The sequence below is a fragment of the Vreelandella venusta genome (assembly GCF_015689495.1).
In the GTDB taxonomy this organism is placed as follows: domain Bacteria; phylum Pseudomonadota; class Gammaproteobacteria; order Pseudomonadales; family Halomonadaceae; genus Vreelandella; species Vreelandella venusta.
This window is the reverse complement of the sequence record NZ_CP065135.1, coordinates 716,326-737,191: the sequence shown is the minus strand read 5'-3', so window position 1 is coordinate 737,191 and position 20,866 is coordinate 716,326. Positions and strand designations below refer to the sequence as shown.

19 protein-coding genes are annotated in these 20,866 nt (G+C 54.0%); 5 read left to right on the top strand and 14 right to left on the bottom strand.

What is annotated here, in order from left to right:
- Positions 1 to 55: 55 nt before the first annotated feature.
- Together IR195_RS03570 and IR195_RS03565 are read right to left on the bottom strand one after the other, a co-directional pair.
- Positions 56 to 1,531, bottom strand: a complete 1,476-nt coding sequence (locus IR195_RS03570; protein WP_186808848.1) for a protein adenylyltransferase SelO — start codon at positions 1,529 to 1,531, stop codon at positions 56 to 58.
- A gap of 47 nt (positions 1,532 to 1,578) precedes the next feature.
- Positions 1,579 to 2,427, bottom strand: coding sequence for an NAD-dependent protein deacetylase (locus IR195_RS03565; RefSeq protein ID WP_206048761.1), 849 nt, complete (start codon positions 2,425 to 2,427; stop codon positions 1,579 to 1,581).
- A gap of 115 nt (positions 2,428 to 2,542) precedes the next feature.
- On the opposite strand from IR195_RS03565, the gene IR195_RS03560 reads away from it, so the two are divergent.
- Positions 2,543 to 3,715, top strand: coding sequence for a UbiH/UbiF/VisC/COQ6 family ubiquinone biosynthesis hydroxylase (locus IR195_RS03560; protein ID WP_206048760.1), 1,173 nt, complete (start codon positions 2,543 to 2,545; stop codon positions 3,713 to 3,715).
- A 75-nt stretch (positions 3,716 to 3,790) separates the two neighbouring features.
- A complete protein-coding gene (locus IR195_RS03555) occupies positions 3,791 to 4,987 on the top strand; it encodes an E22 family MetX-like putative esterase (RefSeq protein WP_206048759.1) in 1,197 nt (398 codons plus the stop codon).
- Between the two features lie 173 nt (positions 4,988 to 5,160).
- Here the strand turns inward: IR195_RS03555 and IR195_RS03550 are convergent, their stop codons facing one another.
- The 12 genes from IR195_RS03550 to IR195_RS03495 all read right to left on the bottom strand — a co-directional run bounded on the left by IR195_RS03550 (position 5,161) and on the right by IR195_RS03495 (position 17,172).
- A complete protein-coding gene (locus IR195_RS03550) occupies positions 5,161 to 6,123 on the bottom strand; it encodes a ribonuclease Z (protein ID WP_206048758.1) in 963 nt (320 codons plus the stop codon).
- A 46-nt stretch (positions 6,124 to 6,169) separates the two neighbouring features.
- On the bottom strand, positions 6,170 to 6,433 hold the full coding sequence (locus IR195_RS03545; protein ID WP_206048757.1) for a Txe/YoeB family addiction module toxin: 264 nt from the start codon (positions 6,431 to 6,433) through the stop codon (positions 6,170 to 6,172).
- Positions 6,426 to 6,680, bottom strand: coding sequence for a type II toxin-antitoxin system Phd/YefM family antitoxin (locus IR195_RS03540; protein ID WP_125745710.1), 255 nt, complete (start codon positions 6,678 to 6,680; stop codon positions 6,426 to 6,428). Before IR195_RS03540 ends, IR195_RS03545 begins: the two co-directional genes overlap by 8 nt.
- A 161-nt stretch (positions 6,681 to 6,841) precedes the next feature.
- The gene (locus tag IR195_RS03535) at positions 6,842 to 7,384 is read right to left on the bottom strand and encodes a DinB family protein (protein WP_206048756.1); all 543 of its coding nucleotides are present in this window, start codon (positions 7,382 to 7,384) and stop codon (positions 6,842 to 6,844) included.
- Positions 7,385 to 7,496: 112 nt separating this feature from the next.
- Positions 7,497 to 7,877, bottom strand: coding sequence for a GFA family protein (locus IR195_RS03530; RefSeq protein WP_125753443.1), 381 nt, complete (start codon positions 7,875 to 7,877; stop codon positions 7,497 to 7,499).
- 226 nt (positions 7,878 to 8,103) lie between these two features.
- Positions 8,104 to 8,637: an AAA family ATPase gene (locus IR195_RS03525; protein ID WP_206048755.1), complete on the bottom strand. Its 534-nt coding sequence runs from the start codon at positions 8,635 to 8,637 to the stop codon at positions 8,104 to 8,106.
- An 82-nt stretch (positions 8,638 to 8,719) separates the two neighbouring features.
- Positions 8,720 to 9,541 (bottom strand): GNAT family N-acetyltransferase, encoded by an 822-nt coding sequence (locus IR195_RS03520; RefSeq protein ID WP_241006788.1) that lies wholly within the window; start codon positions 9,539 to 9,541, stop codon positions 8,720 to 8,722.
- A 311-nt stretch (positions 9,542 to 9,852) separates the two neighbouring features.
- The gene (locus IR195_RS03515) at positions 9,853 to 10,731 is read right to left on the bottom strand and encodes a DUF7281 domain-containing protein (protein WP_206048753.1); all 879 of its coding nucleotides are present in this window, start codon (positions 10,729 to 10,731) and stop codon (positions 9,853 to 9,855) included.
- Positions 10,728 to 11,957 carry a hypothetical protein gene (locus IR195_RS03510; protein WP_206048752.1) on the bottom strand — a complete coding sequence of 410 codons (1,230 nt, stop codon included), beginning with the start codon at positions 11,955 to 11,957 and terminating at the stop codon, positions 10,728 to 10,730. The genes IR195_RS03515 and IR195_RS03510 overlap by 4 nt, the downstream gene beginning before the upstream one ends.
- On the bottom strand, positions 11,954 to 12,583 hold the full coding sequence (locus IR195_RS03505; RefSeq protein ID WP_146944708.1) for a condensin complex protein MksE: 630 nt from the start codon (positions 12,581 to 12,583) through the stop codon (positions 11,954 to 11,956). The genes IR195_RS03510 and IR195_RS03505 overlap by 4 nt, the downstream gene beginning before the upstream one ends.
- The gene (locus tag IR195_RS03500) at positions 12,580 to 16,245 is read right to left on the bottom strand and encodes an ATP-binding protein (protein WP_206048751.1); all 3,666 of its coding nucleotides are present in this window, start codon (positions 16,243 to 16,245) and stop codon (positions 12,580 to 12,582) included. The genes IR195_RS03505 and IR195_RS03500 overlap by 4 nt, the downstream gene beginning before the upstream one ends.
- A gap of 252 nt (positions 16,246 to 16,497) precedes the next feature.
- The gene (locus IR195_RS03495; protein ID WP_125745694.1) at positions 16,498 to 17,172 is read right to left on the bottom strand and encodes a GntR family transcriptional regulator; all 675 of its coding nucleotides are present in this window, start codon (positions 17,170 to 17,172) and stop codon (positions 16,498 to 16,500) included.
- Between the two features lie 248 nt (positions 17,173 to 17,420).
- On the opposite strand from IR195_RS03495, the gene IR195_RS03490 reads away from it, so the two are divergent.
- The 3 genes from IR195_RS03490 to IR195_RS03480 all read left to right on the top strand — a co-directional run bounded on the left by IR195_RS03490 (position 17,421) and on the right by IR195_RS03480 (position 20,861).
- Positions 17,421 to 18,977, top strand: coding sequence for an ABC transporter substrate-binding protein (locus IR195_RS03490; protein WP_125745693.1), 1,557 nt, complete (start codon positions 17,421 to 17,423; stop codon positions 18,975 to 18,977).
- 76 nt (positions 18,978 to 19,053) lie between these two features.
- On the top strand, positions 19,054 to 20,031 hold the full coding sequence (locus IR195_RS03485; RefSeq protein ID WP_125745691.1) for an ABC transporter permease: 978 nt from the start codon (positions 19,054 to 19,056) through the stop codon (positions 20,029 to 20,031).
- Positions 20,028 to 20,861: an ABC transporter permease gene (locus IR195_RS03480; protein ID WP_089039116.1), complete on the top strand. Its 834-nt coding sequence runs from the start codon at positions 20,028 to 20,030 to the stop codon at positions 20,859 to 20,861. Before IR195_RS03485 ends, IR195_RS03480 begins: the two co-directional genes overlap by 4 nt.
- Positions 20,862 to 20,866: the final 5 nt, after the last annotated feature.

The window sequence follows — 20,866 nt, the reverse complement described above, 5'->3', positions numbered from 1 at the left end:
GACCCCCGCTATGAGCTATTACCGCCGTGATGGCTTACTTTTCAGCTTGGGTAAATCAAGTACCGCAAAATGTTCTTAGTACCTGCTCGTTTTCCGTTGCGGGGGCTGCAAGGCGGCGTGCTTCTGCGGATTCATCAAAGGGCTGGGTGACCACCGCAAGTAAGCTGTGAAACGGCGTAAAATCGCCTTCATAAGCCGCATCAATAACTTCCTGAATGCGGTGATTGCGGGGAATAACAACCGGATTAGCACGCCGCATAGCAGCTAAGCGCTCGCTGTCTTGGCTGGCAACCTGTACGGCTTGCCACTTATCTAGCCATGCCGCCAACTCATTGGGCTGAGTCGTCAGCGCCAGCAGTGCTTCCTTGTGCGTTTCACTTGCAGTGCTGGCGTAATGCGTCAGCGCATCAAAGGTAGCGGTCATATCCATCTGCCCCTGGTGCATCTGACTTTCCAGCGCCGCCATTAGCGTTACCTCTTGGTCACTGTCCGCTGCAAGGCCAAGCTTATCCGCATGCAGGCGGCGTTGCTCGGCATCAAACAGTGACCCAAAGCGGCGGATGATATCAGTGGCCTGCTCAACGACGGTATCGCCCTCTTCGCGCATCAGCGGCAGCAGCGTTTCGGCAAAGCGGGCTAGGTTCCATTGAGCAATGGCGGGCTGGTTATCAAAGGCATAGCGCTTGCCTTGATCAATCGAGCTGTAGACTTTTTGCGGGTCAAACTGCTCCATAAAGGCACACGGGCCGTAATCAATGGTCTCTCCAGCAATGCTGCAGTTATCGGTATTCATCACGCCATGAATAAACCCAAGGCTCATCCACCGCGCCACTAGCGCTGCTTGGCGAGCAACCACCGCTTCTAACAAGGCTAAATAAGGATCGTCTGCACTAGCGGCTTCGGGATAGTGGCGCTCAATCACATGATCAGCCAACGCTTTCAGGGCAGCTTCGTCTCTACGTACCGCTGCAAATTGAAAAGTGCCTACACGAATATGACTGCTTGCCACGCGGGTAAAGACTGCGCCTGGCTCAGGCAGTTGGCGCACGACTCGCTCACCGGTCAAAACGGCGGCTAACGCGCGGGTGGTGGGTACGCCCATTGCAGCCATAAACTCACTGACCAGATACTCCCGTAGCACTGGGCCTAATGGAGAACGGCCATCACCGCTACGGGAAAATGGTGTGCGGCCGCTACCCTTGAGCTGCACGTCGCGCCGTATCCCAGCCTTATCGACGACCTCGCCCAGCAACAGTGCGCGACCATCGCCCAACTGCGGTACAAAATTACCAAACTGATGCCCAGCGTAACCAAGCGCCCGTGGTTCTGCGCCCGGTGGCAATTGGTTACCACTAAACCATTGGGCAAGGGTGGCATCATCAGGCTTATTCTTCAGCTCTGACTCAATCCCCAGCGTTTCTGCCAGGCGCTGATTAAATACAATCAGCGTGGGCTGGCTCACTGGCGTTGGCTGGCAGGCAACCCACAGTGGCTCGGGAAGCGTTGCAAACTGGTGTTCAAATGACAGCACGGGTGACTCCGCTGTTGGTGACAATCGTTACTTAGTACCCTAGCACTTTAGTCAAGTAAACGCTGCCGCAAACAGCTGACAGCGTGCTCTAACACTGGCGTTAACGGCGCACGCCACTGATGGGTTAATAGCGCATCAGCCCGCGTGACGCCCAACGACAGCGAGGCCACCGGTAAGCCCATGGCGTGGGCATCGCGGCACAAGCGGTAGCCGGAATACACCATCAACGAGGTGCCCACAGCCAGCACGGCATCAGCGTTTTGTAGCCCCGCTTGGGCAGCCAATCGCCGTGCTGGCGGCACCACATCACCGTAATAAACAACCTGGGGCTTTAAGATGCCTTGGCAGCGCGGGCAATCCAGCACCCTAAATGTCGAAAAATCAGTCTCTAAATCCGCATCGCCGTCGGGCGCATAGTGAGCATCTAGCGCTGCAAAACTTGGGTTCATCCTGGCCATTTCGCTGTGCACGGCGTGGCGCATAAGTTGATAACCGCATGCCATGCACGCCACCACGTCTGCTCGCCCATGCAGATCAATGACCTTGCTGGAACCAGCCCGCTGATGCAGACGATCCACGTTCTGTGTTACCAGCAGTTCCACGTAGCCCATGCTTTCAAGCGCCGCTAACGCCTTATGCGCACCGCTCACTTGGGCTTCTCGCATAGCTTTGAAGCCGATCAATGCACGCGCCCAATAACGCTGGCGCACGGCAAGTGAGGCCATAAAATCGCCATGCTGTACCGGCGGCGGTCGCTTCCACTGCCCGTCGGCATCGCGGTAATCAGGAATGCCGCTATCGGTGCTTACTCCCGCACCAGTAATCACCCACAGTTTGGGGTGGCGCTCGATAAACCCTGCCAGCGCCTCCCCCGCCTGCACGATGCTATTTGTCATTTCCACGGCCTGCGTCAATGGATCACCCTATGCAACACTGCGACAAGTAACCGATACTGTATGACAATAAAGGGTCATGCAATATGCCCTCGTTATTCAACGTAAGGAGTGTCTCATGCAGTGGGATCACGAGATTATCATTGTCGGCGGTGGCATGGTGGGTGCCGCTCTAGCGGCTCGTTTAGGCCATACCGGCATGTCGGTTGGGCTGGTAGAACGCGGCAGCGCCCCCACCCCGCTCAGCGGCGATTATGACCTGCGTATCTCCTCACTCAATGCCCGTTCATTGGCGTTTGTAAAAGCGAGCGGCACCGTGCTTTCCGAAGAGCGCTGCTGCCCGTTTCGTCATATTGATGTCGCCAACCAGGATGGCTCCGGCCACTCGCTGTTTTCTGCCCAAGACAGCGGTATGGACGACTTCGGCATTTTTATCGAAAACCGCACCCTGCAATATGCGTTGTGGCAACGTTTAGAGAATCTTCCCAGCGTGACCTGCTACACCCAGTGCGCACCGCTCAGCACCATGGCGGCCAGCACCGGCCGCATGCTAGAGCTAGATAACGGCAAAACCTTAAGTGCCCGTTTGATTGTTGGCGCAGATGGCGCGCATTCAACATTACGAGAACTTGCGGGCATTGCCGTTAGTAGCTACGACTACCATCAGCGGGCGATGATTATTAATGTAGAAACCGAGCTACCCCAACAGGATATTAGCTGGCAGTGCTTCACCCCAACCGGCCCGGTTGCCATGCTTCCCTTACCAGGCCATCGTGCATCGCTGGTGTGGTATGACAGCGACGAAGCCACCAAAGCTCGTGAACAGCTCTCCAACGACGCCCTAAAAACGACCATTGAAACAGCCTTTCCCAAGCGGCTAGGCAAGCTAACGCGAGTGGTCGCAAAGGCGAGCTTTCCAATTAGACGTCAGCACGCCAAACGCTATATCGGCAAGCGCTTAGCATTGATCGGCGATGCCGCCCATGTGGTGCATCCGCTGGCCGGACAAGGGCTGAATATTGGTCTGCACGATGCCGATACCCTGGCAGAACTGATCATCAAAGGCCGAGACCCAGGTGACTCTATCAACCTGCACCGCTTCGAATGCCAGCGCCGCTTGGCCAACCAAGCAATGATTGCCGCCACCGATAGCTTCCATCACTTGTTTACCGGTGCAAAACCGCTACGCCAGTTGGGCGACCTCAGCCTGCACTTAGCCGAACGCGTACCGCTCGCCAAACGCATGATGATGCAACAAGCTAACGGGCTAAACCCATTTAAAATGCGCTAAAGCCGACTAAACTAGGGGGTGGCAACGCAGCATTGCCAACAACAATCATAACAACCCCTCATTTAAGGAAGGCGAATGGTTCTCACGCAACGACACTCTTTATGGACCGTGGTGACAGTTACCAGCCTCGGATTACTCGCAGCATCACCACTACTAGCCTGGGATGGCGTCGTCGAAAAACAAGTCTTTGAGATGCAGGACTTCACCACCCAAGGCGGCGAGATGATTCCCGAACTTGCGGTGGGCTGGGAAGCCTACGGTGAATTAAACGACGCCCGTGACAATGCCATTTTAATTACCCATTTCTTTTCTGGCACCAGCAACGCAGCAGGTCGTTATGACCCAGATGGCGAGCCAACCGGCTATTGGGATGCCATCATCGGCCCCGGTAAGCCACTGGATACCGACGAGTACTACATTATTGCGTCCGATACGCTGGTGAACCTCAACGCCCACGACCCCAATGTCATCACCACTGGTCCCGCCTCTATCAATCCAGACACCGGCAAACCGTGGGGAATGGACTTTCCTGTGGTAACGATTCGCGATTTTGTCGAAGTACAGCGTGCGCTGTTAGAGAGCCTGGGCATTGAGTCGCTACATGCAGTCATGGGCGCCTCCATGGGGTCGCTGCAAGCGTTTGAATGGGCCAGTGCTTACCCTGACAAAGTGGATAGGTTGATTCCCGTTATCGGTGGCGGCGTTGCCGACCCCTGGTTGCTGGCAACGCTTAGCGCTTGGGCAGCGCCCATCCGCTTAGATGCCAACTGGAATGAAGGCGACTACTACGATGGCGAGCCACCCACCGATGGCCTAAAAGAAGCGCTCAAGATCGTCACACTTAACGCCAATCACTGGCAGTGGGCCAACGAAACCTTCAACCGCGATTGGGCCGATGAAGAGCGCGACCCCGCTCAAGATATCAACGCCCGCTACGCCATTGAGCAAACGCTAGATGACGTCGCCGCCGCCCGCGCCGAACTTTCCGATGCCAACCATCTGCTGTATTTGGTTCGTGCCAACCAGCTCTTTATGACTGGCCACGGTGATTCGTTAGAAGAAGGACTGGCCGCCATCGACGCCCCGACGCTAATGCTCTACAGCGAAAACGATCTCGTTTTCGCCCCCGAAGGCGTGCGTCGCACTGCCGAGCTGATAGAAGCCGACGGCACCGAAGTAACGCTTGAAACCCTGGAAGGCAACCGCGGCCATTTAGATGGCGTTGTCTCTATCGACCAAGCCAGCGATACCTTGCGGGAGTTTTTGAAATAGTGTTCTTGAGACAGCGTTTGAAATAGGTTTTGAGACAGCATTTAAGACAGCTTTTGGAAAAACCTGTGGGATAACGAAGTGAGCACTGGCTTCCTTAGAAGCCAGTGCTTGAAGACTACGAAGCGCTGCTGATCGTCCAGCTTCGGTATCACTACTGATAAACGCGCGGAAAACTACTCGCCCACCACCTCAGAAAAGTGGCCCGTTTTTTCCAAGGTGTATTCGCTAAAATCCCGCGCCAAGAAAAGCGAGCCGGAATAGGCGCCCTCAGCTTCTTGGCAGATGTCCTCGATAGACGGCGACGCATGGGGGCTGAGCTGATAGCGAGGGCTGAAGTGCGTCAGCACCAAATTAGGTAGCTTTATCGATTCGGCAAAAGCAGCAACAAGTTTGGCGTAGCTATGCCCCACATCGCCGGCCTTCTCGGCCATCTCTTCGGTATAGGTAGCTTCATGCACCAACACCTGCGCTTCAGCACACGCCTCGCTCAATAAGTCAGGTTGATCATTATCCCCAGCGATCACCACTTTCCTAGGCGTGTTCTTGAAGATTAAGTAGTCCTGGCTTCTTAACGGCTCACCTGCAAACTCAATATCAATCCCTTGCTTCAACTGTCCCCACAGCGGCCCTCTTGGAATCCCCTTTTGCGCTAGCTTAGCCACGTCCAGGGCAGCATCAACCTTGCGCTCCGTAAACGCATAAGCATAAGACGCCACCCGATGCGAAAGACTGAATGTCTCAACGGCGATGTTCTCAAACTCAACGCTAGGCAGGTCGTCCGAGTCGATAAATTCCAAAGCGAAAGGTAAGCATAGCTGCGTCACCTCACAGGTTGCCGCCAACCAAGTTTTGATATCCGCGGGGGCAACAATGGTCAGTGGCGCTTTCCGGCCACCCATGGCGGCACTCGCCAAAATGCCCGGCAGCCCGTAGCAGTGGTCGCCGTGCACATGAGTAATCAAGATAGCCTTCAACGAATGGAACGACAGCTTGGTACGCAAGACCTGATGCTGGGTGCCCTCACCACAATCAACCAGGTACCAGCCCTTCCCTTTGCTTTCACGCAAAGCGATCCCAGAGACATTTCTTTGTTTAGTGGGCACACCAGCGGAGGTGCCGAGGAAGAGTAGGTTCATCGCTTATTTTGAATGGTCTTTGAGGTGGTCTGTGGAAGGGCCGAATCTAATAGTGATAACGACACGAAATGATCGTAATCGCATTATCATCAACGGCGTAGACTAATCGATCCGTATCATCTATACGTCGCGACCAAAAACCAGCTAAGTTTTCCTTTAACGGCTCTGGTTTACCAATACCTTCAAAGGGTGAACGCCTAGCGTCGTTTATAAGCTTGTTTATTCGTTTCAGCGTTTTTTTGTCCTGGGTTTGCCAATACAGGTAATCGCTCCAGGATTCGTCAGTCCATGACAGTAAACGACTACTCATCAATCAAGTCTCTGTGGGTTACCTTACCTGCTTTGAATTGTTCTATTGAACGATTCAAATGCTCAGCATTCGCTGGTGAGCGCAGTAAGTGCACCGTTTCCATCAGACTGTTGTAGTAGTCTAGCGACATAACAACAGCATCTTCCGAATCACGGCGAGTAATCACCGCTGTATCCGCGTCATTAACAACGGAATCTAATACCGTTTTCAAACTATTTCTTGCTTCTGTAAAAGACACAATTTTCATAGAGCCTCCACATGTACGCTTTACAGAACAAGTATAGCTCCACACCTCAACATGTACAATATAACGAACATGTCAGCCATGACAGCTAATGCCGCCAACACGCACAGTTTTGTAGTAAAGGGGAAGCCACAGTTAAATGGGCATCGCCGTGGCGAACTTGGTTATACTTCAGGCTCCTCTGGAATCTGAACCATAAGGTCAGTAACCCCGATATCCACACCCGCCTGAGATAGCAAAGTAGAAACTTGCCCACGATGGTGAGTTTGATGATTAAAGAAATGAAGAACCAGGCTCGAGTATCGTTTATTTGCAGGAACCCCCTTGCTATTGCGATAGCTGAGAATGACATCCAGGTCACCGTCGGATAGTTCGGCTACCCAATCGATAATCCTCTGATCCAACCAGCGTCGGTGTTCAGACAGACGACCAACATCGTCAAAGACAATCTGATCCAACGTAGTCGGCTTTGGAAAATCAGCAACCTCGCGCAAAGAGACCACACAGGAGGGATGTGTAGCAAACCGTTTAAGCCAGATAGTGTCAGCCACGAGGATATGATTCAGGGTTCCTAAGATGGAACCGAAGAATGCCCCACGGTCTTTGGCTAAATCAGTGGCAGAGAGGTGGCCTGCAGCCTCATAAACCTTTGAGTTCATCCACTGATTGTAGGAAGCCAGCATTGCAAAGTGATCTTTAAGGCCCATCCGAGGTTCCTCTCAGGTATAACGCCCAACTCAGCGGACGATGGAGGCGAAGTGTAAATTGTTCCACTGTAGCTGATTGTTTAGTGTCACACCCTATTCATCGCTGCTGTGTTTATCCTTGTTTTTGCGCATATTCTTGAAGCAATTCGGGGAACTTTTCCTGCGGTGGAAACTTACAAAAACTATGCTCTGCGCCAGTGATCGCCCACTCCAGTTTTTCATCTGTGTAAGTTTCAATAAATGGTTTGTAGGTTCGAGAATCCTCTAGCAACGTTGAGCGAACATTGACAAAGTTATCCATGCCTTCGGGTCGAGTGAACAGCCAGCTCATACAATGCCCGCAGAAATAGTGGCGAGTGTTCCCATGCAGCCCACCGATAACAGGCTCTCCGGATTTAATTGAGAATGCCTCGCTCGGATAAAGCGAACTCAAGCTAAACGCGCTAGATGTCATTTGCTGACATCCTGTGCAGTGACATGCCATGGTGATCATTGGCTTAGCGCTAACCTCAAATTCTACCTGTCCGCAACGGCAATGGCCTTTAACCTTACTTGATGTACTGTCCACTGAACTTTACCTCTAAGTTGGATATGGTTAGCACTCTCCCCCTTCCTCAGTCCAGAGGTTGGGAAAATGGCTAGATGACTCATAACGCCGCACTCTGCGGAAAATTTTGAGCCGCTAAGCGGTGGCAAAATTTTCCGCCAACAGTGAATTGTTAGAGGGTATGTATACACTGCAAAATGAACGCAACACGCTCATTAATATTGCCTCGTGGGACTTCTAGTGTTTCGTACCCCCATTGCGAATACCACCTTTTCATACCCTCAAACACCGCTACGGACTCCTCAAACGTTTGATCACGCTCTGAATCAGTATCGTAAATTTCTTTCCATGGCGGCAGAAGAAAGACAACGCTGTTATAGGGAAATTTTTGAACGTATTGCGCTATTTCATCTCGCGTTAATGCGCTCTCCGCATCGAGCATATACAGAGCATCCAGTACTCCGCGATCAAACAACATGACACGGTCGCAGGAGGCTGCATTCTGATACTTTTCGATATCCGCACTAAGTATCTCTTGGGCAAAAGAGACAGGATCCGGTCGAGGCGATAACCCCGCTGCTAACCGCTCTTTGATTATTTTCCTAGCGGACTCCGGTGCGAAGCTATATCCACGCTCCGCTAGAGCACTCAGAATGGTCGTTTTTCCACCACCAGGGCCGCCGGTGACTACGAATCGATGGTTCATCTCACTCCTAATGAGGCTGTAGAAAATCTGAGTTCGAGCTGTCTCCACTGCTTAGTAGAAGTCGGCTTACCCCATCACCCGCTCATCCGATTTCAAAAGACGCCACGCCAAATAGGCGAGCTAACGGCAGAGTTGGCGCCTCACCCCGGTACATTCGGGCAGTTTCAAATGACGCCCTCATGCCATGCTGCTCGGCCAATGACACCGCCGCTGGGTTGATGGCTGGCACATCAAGGAAAATCGGGTCCGATGGCGTCGTGCGGGCCCTCAAGGCGAGAAGAAGCGACTCGGCCAATGCCGGGCTGTCCGCTAACAGGGGACCGATCTTGTAACCGTTACGGCATTTTCGGATGACCCCATAGCCAGACAGCACGCCATGCTGCATAACGCCCAGCGCATGAGCATCGGGCTGGCTGATCCAGGCACGGGTGAACTGTTCCCTGTTGGCAGGAAAAAAGGGCCGGTCATAGGCGTCAATGGTCTCAAAAGGCAGGCTGGATAGATCGACGACCCCAGCGTGCTGGGGCGCCTTTCCGCCACCCACTCCCTCGTAGCGAATGTTGCGATAGGCCAGCGTAAAACCGGATTTCCGGTAATTTTCCTGCTGATCAACGACACCATCGAGCCCGATGTGCAGGCCTTGAAGATAGCTCATCCCGGCCTGCCACAGTTGAAGCCCATACCCTTGTCCCCGGTATTCCGGCTTGACGATATAGAAGCCAAGAAAACCAAAGGCGTCATCGTATTTGATCACCGAGATGGTAGCGATAGGCTCGTCGTCAAGCAGGCCGACGAGGAAACCCTTAGGGTCGGTGGAAAAATAGCAGTCGGCATCATGGAACCCCGGATTCCAGCCTTCCTTTGCGGCCCACTCCATCGCGAGCTCCAACTCTTCGCGATTCATCGCCCTAATCCTATAGCTGTTATTGTTCATTGGTTACTCTACGGAACATGAAAACGTCTTTATAGCTTAGGCCTTATCAGAAAAGCGCACATGGCTAACTAACAGGATCGATGAAGATGCACTAACAGATGCACGCTTAGGCTCGAAACCGATTGTTGTCGCCATCTCACCTGCCCCTCCTCCATTCATCCCCTTTAGGGCACAGCCACTGTTGGCAAACTACCCAAACGTCACGTTTCGGCAACCCCGTTAACGGCCAACTAGGGGAAAGCTTAAAATAGCGGAGTTGAGCAACAGCACTAAGACTGCTTTTAACTGAGCGATATACATACTAGCCTCCCTCCAAACCATTGCTGTTTTAACCCGCGCTGTTTTTCTAGCATCAGTGTTAGGTAGTCACGCAGCGGATGGGCTGGATGTAGCACAGCGAGATGTTCGCGCAGCCTGCGTTGACTGGTGAACTGTTTGGAGGGCACGTGTAACGGCGTAGCATTTTGGCTGAGCCACTCGATGGCGGGCAGGAGCATATGGGTAGCTCTGCTATCCATTGCTTGGCTTATCCCTTTGGGATCGAAATCACCGGCGTAGATATGTGGCCGATGGTTTTTATACCAAGCCTCGGCCAGTAAGGAAGAACCACCGCCATAATAGCTATCGCCAAGGTAGACCACCAGCGGGTTATCGTAGCCGCTTAATGCTGAAATATCCGGCGAAAATTCATAAAAGCTGTCCAGGTTTTCGACCTGAATCAGAACATCGCACGCATTGAGGTGGATGTCGCGCCAGTCAATATCCTGGATAGCACGTGGTTGGGTGGTTAGCCAAGTGGGGACTGCGATTGCAGGCAGATTGACTAACACTCGCGAAGCGCGGGGCTTTTCGCGGATGTTTTTATCTTCATTGTATCCACTCTGGGCCTGCTGGATGCTGCTTGCGCCACTTTGGTAATTGCCTATTCGGGTTTGCCCCAGCTCTTGCAGAGTGAGGTCGATTGCATTGATTTGCTGTGCATTGAAGAGGTGTGCGTCGCCGCGCCGCACGTAGCTAAGCGGAACATCATGGGCATCGCACCAGTCCAGCAGCTTGATTAACGTCGTGGTCGGTTTACGAACAACGCTGGGCTTTGTGCGCAGATCAACGACTATTTTTTGTAAGAATTTATAGACAGATGCGGGAAGTACTTCGTTCATACCGCCACCGCCAGTGCAACGTCATGAATCAGGCGCAGATCATTAAATGGGCTGGCCGGTGACTCGTCTTGGTGTAAGCGAAACGCCTGCTGCTCACTACGTGGTAAGCCCTGGTATTCGGAGATCACCTGAAACAGCCAAATTTCATCCGGCCAGTCGAGGTGACTGTCATACAGATAAGCGAGAGCGCTGATTGGCTTAGCGGGGGGCTGATCTAACACCGCAAGATAAAAGCGTTCGACATCTTGTTTAAGCGCCTGTTGGCGCGCAGCGGCAAGGGTATCTTCCGGCGTGAGCGAAGGCACTGCCGACTCAAGAGTTTGCGTGGCATGGCGTGGGGTTGGCAATTCATGCAGCAGTTCGGCCAGCACGCGACTTTCTAGCGCGCGATCTAGCGCTGGTGCAGCGGCGGCATGTAACGGCGCAGCGTGGTTGAACAACGCTGGTACATCGCTGCGTTTGGCGTAATTACTCGGCACAAAGCCTGGGTGTTCGCGCATAAACGCGACCATGCCGCTGATCAGGCGGCTGCGTGCCTGCTGTTTGCGAAAGCGTGCCATTAGCTCAATTAACCGCCGCTGCACTTCCCGCAGGCTGGTGTAATGGTGACTTAAGCGCTGTTGTAGCTGGCTGATCAGTAGTTTACGCAGGCTGCCATCGCTGCCTACTAACGCAATCAGCTCGTCGAAGTCGATCAGTGCCAAGCCATCCAACAATCTAACAATCTGCTTCTGGGCGCGATCGTTTTCGCGGATCTTATCGCTCAACTGGCTAACAAAGCCGAAATCGCTGTTGAGTCGCTGCCAGAGACTATCAATGGCATCAGCAAAGCGGCCGTCTAGATCATCAACTTCCTGACGCAGGCGCAGCAGTTGCTGCTCCTGTCGCCAATGTTCGCCGCGGCTGCGGGCTTCCCGGTAGCTGTGCACCAACGAACGCACCAGCTCAAGGGTTTCCGCGACATCGGCATTTACATGACGGCGGGTCTCGTCGGCAAGCATTTCAGCGATCAGTTCGCGCACCTTGGGGGCGAGCTTTACGCCGCTCTGCTCGTCGGGCCGCCATAGCACCCGAGCGGCCAACAGCTTACGCAGCGCACTGTCGTTGAGTCCGTCTAACGGCACGTCATCACGAGTGTAGCCCTGCATCAGTCGTTCGGCATGCTTGCCCAATAGCGCCAGCCGTTCAGCGCCAGTTTTTAGCAGGCGGCTTTCCAGTTCGCTCACAGCAGCGCCTCCTGGGCACCCTCTTCCCGCTCCGCATCGATGGGCAAGTTTTCCTCATCGCGGATAAAGCGCACCACCTCGATCAGATAATCAATTTTACCGGTGACTATAAACACCTGACGCTCAGCATGGGGCTGAAGCAAATAGCCATGCTCTTTCAAGCGCTTAAATAGCTGCTTTACCTGGGCATCCAACTGGTCGCTCTGGGAACCAAAGAAGCTGTCCGTGGCCAGCCTTTCCAGGCGCTCACGCAGGCTTTGGTTGTCTTCGCACTTAGCGCTGAACTCGGCGGGCTTAAGCACATCGCCAGGGGCTGCCAAGGTGTCGCGGCCTAGCGCCTCTTGAACCAGCTGCAGCCATTCCAGCAGCGGTAACAGGCTGTTGACCGTGTCACTCAGTTGGCGCGATAGCTGCTCCCGAGCGGCTTCATTAAGCTGTCGCCAGGCTAAAAAGTAGACACTGCCTTCATCATTGCTCGCCAGCCTGCGGTTGAGCGGGCGCAGATAATCATCAATCGCGTCGCGGGTCTCTTCATTTGCCAGGTGGCGAAAGGCATTGTCGTCACTGATCGCGCAGACAAACTCACCAGCCAGTAAGCGTTCCAATAGCGGGCCATGTTCGATCATGCGGTCACCTCTTGCTGACGCTCCTTGATCCGCTGTGCAAGCGGGCTAAGGCGCGGCTCAATACGTTTTAGCAGGCGCTGGCTGGGCTGGTTAGAGTCCCGCTCAATCAGATAGCGATTAGCAAATAGCAGCAGCACATCCGATTCGGGGTTGGGGAAAGCACCGACAATATGGATACGGTTGCTGTCACAAGCGTCGAACAACTTTTCGACATTGTGATAGGCCAACGTGCCAATTTCATCAATCGGCCAGTGGATAGCGATTTGTGCATCCCCCCGCAGCAGCCGCGTAAACGCCAGCAGAAACTTACATAAAATCAGGTAGGCCATGCCATGGCTGGAAGACTCCAACAGCTGGCGGTCGTTTTTGATTACCAGATCAGTGCCACCTTCGTTTAGGTGCAGCTCAAGGCGCAGCAGGCTTTCAAAGCTGTACTGCTGGTCGCTGCGCAGCAAATCGACCACATCGGCCAGTGCGTTTAGATAATCGTCGCTAGGCAGCATCTGGCCGGATTCCCGCCACGCTTTATAGCGCTGGGCAAACAGCTTTAAAGGCTCCCAGAAGCCCAGTTCATCAATCGTCGATTGAATGCGCACTTCCGCTTTGCTGATGCCTTCTAAACGCAGGTCATCCGCCACTTCGTCGGAAAGCCGACGACTTTGCGCACTAATACGGCGGTTTAAGTCACGGAAGACAATAAAGAATTTATCCAGGTCATCGCTTAAATTGCGCCCTTCCTGAATCAACTGCTGCTGTTGATCTTCCAATAGTTTGAGCATGTCACGCAGCAGCGGCAACATCAGTCGTGGACTGTCGTTTGGCAGCTTCTCTCGTTCACTTTGCAGTGCATCGGCAAAGCCGCTGCTGGCATCTTTAATCAGTTGGCTTTCTACCTCCAGGCAGCCCCGGCGCAGCTGCTCAAGCTGCTGATGGCGGCTGGTTAACGCTTGGCGCGCACGCTCAATGCGCTCCTCCATATCACCCACGGCCTCCGCTAAGGGTGCACCCTCTGAAACGATGTCCAAACTTTCCAACTGGGTCAGTAAAGGCTTTAGGGCTTCTACACTGCCGTGGGCATTTGCGCGCTGAATTTTTAGTTTATTAACCGCTGCCTGATGCGCTTCACGTGCGCTATGGAAGTCATTTTTGAGGCGCGCTTTTTCGCGCTTCAACTGTTGATCAAGCTGAACAAGCTCGGCTTCCTGGGCCACCAGCTGAGGCTTGTGCTGGCCCCACTCCACACGCATAAAACGTTGATACTCGGTGAGTTCTTCCTGGCGAGCGGCGATTTTACGAATACGTTCACTCTGCTGCTCTAGGCGTTTCTTCGTTTCCTGCAGCTGCGCGGGGTCCACACCCTGCTCGGCAAGCTCCTGGCTAAAGGCGGCTTCCAGCTCACTGCACTGGCGCTTGTGTTCGGCGTTGGCATCGTTGAGCTGCTGTTTGTACTGGCGTAGCTGCGCATCAAGACTATCCAGTTGGCTTTGCGCGTCGGCTTTTAACTCCAGCAACTGGCCTTGATGTGTCTCAGCAAGCTCGGCAAGCGACTGGCGTTTCTCTTCGCGCAGTTCGGCCTGAGCCTGCTCTTGGCGAGTCAACGCCGCTTGGTGCTCCGCTCGGCGTGCCTGCTGGCGCTTGGTATGGCGCTCTTGCTGCTGACGGCGAGCCTCAAGGGCATACTCCACTTCCTGTTCGGCCCGCTGATACCCCATACGCGCCTGATCTTGCGCTTCGTCGGCCTGCTGAACCCGTTCGTTGTGCTGCTTTAGGGCTTTTTCGGCAGCGGCACACTCGGCTTGGGCATGCTTTTTGGCGCTATCCGCCTCTTCAATCGCCGCCAGCAAACTGGCTTCGTCCTGGGCATAATCCGGCAGTGCAATGGCACTTAGGTCCAGCGCTAGCCCGAATAGGTCATCGCTGGCGCCTTCAGCAAGCTGCGGGGCGAGGTCGCGGCGTTCAAGCAGCTCTGGCGCAATGACCTTGCCAAGCTGCTGCTCCCAACCGGGGCGGTGGTAACGCAAGAAGTGGCGCAGGCTACCCTGCTCGGGGTCGCGCTGTTGATAGAGTGCATAGCAGTGCTGTTCGGCCCGCTCACGCTGCTGACGACACTGCACTAACTGCTGCTCGGCGGCATCGCGTTCACGTTTGTGGCTTTCAAGCTCACGGCGCAGCGCTTCCAAGGTTGCAGAAGCGGCGCTGCGTTCCTGCTGTGTTTGGTCTAAACGCGCTTGGGCAAGCTCAGCTTCTTGGGCTTCTTCAGTAGTTTGGGTGGGCATTGCCAGCTGCGCTTTTAATTCGGCTAGCTGCTCAACACCCAGCTCTAACTGCGCTTGATACTCACCCTCTAGCCGCTGGCGCGCTTGCTGATAGCGCTCGTTATGCTGCTGTTCGGCTTGCCACTGCTGCTCGCGACGCTGCGCTTTTTCCTCGACCAGGGCATCTATCAATTCCTGGTTTTCTTGAGTTTGACGGGCAAGTGCTTCGGAAAGCTCGCGCAACCGGCCATCTAAGCGCGCCTGGCTCTCTTTTACCGCATCTTGCATGACTTGCAGATGCTGCTGAAGCTGATCACGCTGCTCACGCCACTGGGGCAAGGCGTTGATGTCTCGCTCCAGGCCGGTCATATCGGCATCGGCGTAGTGCTCAAACTGGGTTTGCAGATCATTCAGGCGGCGCTGAGTGTGCTGCAAATCGCTTGCGACTTCACTGTGGCGGTCGTTCAGCTCATCGCGCTGCTGGGTGTAGGCATTTTCACGCTGTTGGAATTCGCGCTGGTGGCGGTTTAACTCACCATCCAGGTTCGCAATACACTTCTCTGCCTGCTGATAGTCGGCGCTTAGCTGGGGTTTCAACTGCCACAGCGTGGTCTCTAACTGAGCCAATTCGCGGTCGATGCCGCCAAGCTTGGTCAGCGCAGCCTGCAGCGGCTCCAGGCGCATGGACTGGCGCATCTGGGCAATCCACTCCCGCGCCTTGGCACTGCGAATACGGGTAACTGGCAGCTCGACGCCATCCTCTTCGAAAATTGCCGCCAGCATGGTTTTGAGGGTGTCCATCTTGCCCTCTTTTGCATGCACAGCAGAGACCAGTTTTTCGATATGACGGATACGTCGTTCAGGGTTAACCAGGCTAAACTGCGCCGCGATTTGGCGCAGCTTTAATCCATCGCGGCTATTACCGTGCAGCTGGGTAAAATCGTTTTGAATCACCGAGCGAAACTCGGAGGTGGCCCCCAACTTGGAAGAGACAGCAATCCCGCTGCGGCGCAGTCCGCTAGACCACTGTGGGTACTCCAGCGCCAAGGGGCCTTTTTCAGTTTCGATCAGATAGTCTTCTGGCCGGTAAGGGGCACCGACAAATCGGTACTCCACGCCACCTTCTTGCTTGCGCGTCAGCACGACTTGGCAAACATTGCCTGCTTCGCGGCGGTATTCGTAGACAAGATAGCTTTGACGAGTGGGCAAGTAGAAGGCATCAAACTTCATGCGGGTTTTCGGCACCACCTTATTGGGCAGCTCGCCATAAAACACCGGCACTAACCGCTGAAGCGTGGTTTTGCCTGACGCGTTGGTGCCGCAGATATTAGTGTGGCCATCCACATTGAGTTCAACCACCCCCGACAAGTGGCCGTGAATCATAATGATGCGTAGCAAATGCGCCATGCCGTGTCCTTGGTCGTCAAACGTCCGAAAACGCTATCTTGCCAGACCTGGAGCAAGGCGACATCTGTTCAGGTGTGAACTATTGATTTATCTATTGGCAATGCACATTTAGATCGGCTGCTGGCCCATCTGCATTTCGTCCTAGCTCTCTTTCATTCGCCCTTTTAGTCACTGTCTTAGTCACTGTCTTAGTCACTGTCTTAGTCACTGTCTTAGTCACTATCGCAGTTACTATCTCAGTTACTATTTCAGCTACTCTCCCACGCCGCTCACTACAAAATCCCTAGCAACGCCTATGTGGTAATCAATGGCCTCACGGCAAGCCTCGGAACTGCCGCTTCCCAATGCATCTAGCAGCTTAAAATGACTGGTGGCAATGGTATCGGGGGCTTCGTGGGTTTTGGTAATCAGCGTAATACACAGGCGAAGTTCGTGGGTTAAGCCATCAAATGCCCGCAGCAGCCGCTCATTGCCCGCAAGATGAATCATTAAGCGATGAAACTGCAGATCCTCCTCAATGCGGCGTGTTCCATCATTGCTGGCTGCCGCGGCGCACAAGATCTCTACCTGCTGTTTTAGCGCGCGCTCTGCATCGCTGCTATAGCGCTCAGATAAGCGTTGGATAGCATGGCGTTCCAGGCATAGCCTCAGATCAAAAACATCCTCTAATTCAACGGCATTCAACGCCCTAACAAAAAAGCCGCGTCTTGGCTTTGAGATTAAAAGCCCACGACTTTCCAATAAGCGGGCGGCCTCGCGAACTGGCGCGCGGCTGACGCCTAAATCCCGGGAAAGCTGCACTTCTGAAAGCCGCTCACCGGGTAAAAAGTGTTGCTGGATAATCGCTTGCGTCAAATAGTCTGCCACTTGTTCAACAAGGTTTTGCTGTTGAATAAAGCCGCCGGGAGCCACTGGTGAAGAGGCCATAGAGTTTACTCTTATTAGATATTACGTACTTTTAGTATGACGCAAAAATACATTCTGTCGACGGCCGATTGACGACTGTCGACAGTTATACAAACCAATGCTATGTTCAAAAAGGCCTCATATAACGATCTATAACCAAAATCCATAACAACAACTGGGCTGTTTTGTATCACGCCTCGCTCGCCTAACAATAACGTAAATCCATTACGTGACAGGCTTTAGCCTAGTAACCGAGGAGCAGAAACAAAATGAGAACACCTTTGGCTTTGGCAATTTCCGCTGCAGCACTCGCTTTTTCGTCGGCCGCCCTAGCAGACGACCCGAAACAAGGGGGGACGGTTAACACTATTATTCAACCAGAACCGCCAGGCTTAGTGCTGGGAATGGTGCAAAACGCGCCTACGCGCACCGTGGCAGGCAATATCTATGAAGGGCTGCTGCGCTACACCACGGATCTGGAACCCATGCCACAGTTGGCTGAATCATGGGACATCAGCGACGATGGCCGCACCTATACTTTCCACCTTAGGGAAGATGTTACCTGGCACGACGGCGAACCCTTCACCGCTGACGACGTTGTATTTTCTGCCGATGTTTTCCACCGCGAACTGAACCCCAGTGCGCGGGCCGTTTTACAACATGTGGAAAGCATCGAAGCAACGGATGACCACACGGTGGTATTTACCTTAACCGACCCCTTCGGCCCATTCCTGATCTCCTTTGAGGCAGGCACCTTCACCATGGTGCCTGAACACCTGTATGCGGGCACCGACTTCCGCAACAACGAACACAACGATCATCCGATTGGCACAGGCCCTTTCAAGTTTGCTAATTGGGAACGCGGCACCGTGATCGAGCTGGTTAAAAACGATGACTACTACGAAGATGGGCTTCCCTATCTGGATGGCGTCAACTGGCACATCATTCCCGATGGCGGCTCCCGTGCCGTTGCCTTCGAGAACGGCACTATTGATGTACTACCCAGCGGTACCGTTGAGAACTTTGATATCCCGCGTTTATCCGCGATGGATAACGTCTGTATGACGGAAGAAGGCCATGAATATTTCAGCCCCTTCGCAATGCTATGGATGAACAACCGAGAAGGCCCCACCGCCGACAAACGCTTCCGCCAAGCGGTGATGTATGCCATGGATCGTGAGTTTGCCAAAGACGTGCTGTGGAATGGGTTAGGCAAAGTGCCGCTCTCGGCTTTTGGTTCCAACGCGCGCTTCCAACATGACGATTTAGAGCCCTACGATCACAATCCAGAGCGTGCCCGTGAACTGTTGGCCGAAATGGGTTACGACGGCGAAGAGATAACTATTCTGCCGCTTCCTTACGGTGAAACGTGGACCCGCTGGGCTGAGGCCGTACAACAGAACCTGCGTGAAGTGGGCATTAATGTAAGCACCCAAGCCACCGACGTGGGCGGCTGGAACCAGCGCCTCGGCGACTGGGATTACGATCTCGCCTTTACCTACCTATATCAGTACGGCGACCCAGCACTGGGTATTTCACGCACCTACCTTTCCGACAATATTGCCAAAGGCTCGCCCTGGAATAACGTGGAAGGCTACGAAAACGAGCGTGTCGACGAGCTGTTTAACGCCGCGGCCACGGCCTTCCCCGACGAAGAGCGCGAAGCGCTTTACAGTGAAGTTCAGGAAATCCTGCACGAAGACGTGCCCGTTGGCTGGCTGATGGAACTGGGCTTCCCAACCCTGTACCGCTGTGATGTGCAGAACCTCGTCACCTCCGGCGTGGGTGTCAACGACGGCTTTAAAGATGCTTGGCTAGATCGCTAAATCCAAGCCACCCAGGTAGCGAGAGCTACCTGGGTTTTTTAGCTATGTCTTGAAGGTATTAGCCAGGAAACAACTTATGGTTTACGCGCGTCTCATTCTGATGCGGCTGTTTAAAGCCGTGATTGTGCTGTTTTTAATCGTTATTTTTAACTTCCTGCTGATTCAGATGGCCCCTGGTGACCCTGCGGCGATTTTAGCCGGCGAGGCGGGCGCGGCTGACCAGGAGTTCCTCAATCAGTTGCGCGAACGGTTTGGTCTTGATCAGCCAATGTATGTGCAACTATGGCGCTACGTATCAGGCATTGCCATGCTCGACTTTGGCTACTCCTATCGGCTTGGTGTGCCCGTCTTTGATCTGATTATGGATCGTTTGCCCGCCACGCTGCTACTAACCGGCACGGCGTTTGTGCTCTCGCTGGCACTCGGCATTGTGGCAGGCTCCATGGCGGCGGCGCGGGTTAAAAAGCCCTCGGGCTCCCTGATAATGGCGCTGGCCTTGGTGTTTTATGCCACACCACTGTTTTGGGTAGCGCTGATGTCGGTAGTGGTGTTTTCCGTCTACCTCGGCTGGCTGCCTGCTTACGGTCTTTACACCGTTGGCGCAGACCTCACAGGCTTTGCGCTTGTGCTGGATGTCGCCACCCATTTAATACTGCCTGCTACCACGCTGGCGCTATTTTTTATGGCGATTTATACCCGCATGACGCGCACCTCGATGCTCGATGCAGCCCAGCAGGACTTCGTTAAAACCGCCCGCGCGAAAGGGCTAAAACCTAGCGTTATTCAGCGCCGCCACATTCTTCGCAATGCCTTACTACCAATCATCACCCTAGCAGGCTTGCAGGCTGGGCAGATGGTTGGTGGCGCTATTTTGACGGAAACCGTGTTTGCCTGGCCGGGTATTGGGCGGCTGATGTTTGAAGCGCTACAGCAGCGTGACTACAACCTGCTGCTGGGGATTTTCTTCTTCTCGGCGGCATTAGTGATTGTCTTCAATATTATTACCGACTTGGTTTACCGCTTGGCTGATCCGCGCATCAAGGGGGCCTCATGAGCTTTTTCGCACGCTTTGCGCAAAACCGTGGCGCCCTGGTAGGGCTGATTATTCTGCTGCTCATTATCGTCATGGCGATTCTGGCGCCGCTGCTATTTCCCGAGTCTCCCTGGCGCATGGTTCAGCGGCCCTTTTTGCCGCCGCTTTCCCAGGATGGCTTTCTGCTCGGCACCGATACCATGGGTCGCAACGTCGCCGCAGGCTTAATGCATGGCGCCTGGGTGTCGCTGCTGATTGGTTTGGTATCCACTAGCGTTGCCCTGTTGATTGGCGTGCCACTGGGGGCGATAGCGGGATACTACGGAGGCCTGATTGACGACGTACTCATGCGCTTTACCGAGTTCTTTCAAACCATCCCCAACTTTGCCCTGGCAATTGTGCTGGTGGCGATTATGCAGCCCAGCATCACCTCCATTGTGCTGGCGATTGCGCTGGTCAGTTGGCCCCCTGTCGCCCGTTTGGTAAGGGCAGAGTTTATGTCGTTACGGCATCGTGAATACGTTGAAGCGGCTCGCTTAGTCGGCCAAACCAACAGCACCATTATCCTGCGTCAGATTCTGCCTAACACGCTGTCACCGATTATTGTGCTGGCCTCATTAATGGTCGCCACCGCTATTTTGCTGGAATCGGCGCTGTCGTTTTTAGGCTTGGGTGACCCCAATGTGATGTCCTGGGGCTACATGATTGGCGCGGCACGTACGGTTATTCGCCAAGCGTGGTGGCTGAGTTTCTTCCCTGGTGTGGCGATTCTACTCACCGTTCTGGCGTTGAACTTAGTCGGTGAAGGGCTAGACGATGCGCTTAACCCCAAACTTTCCCGCGAGCGCTAGGAGCC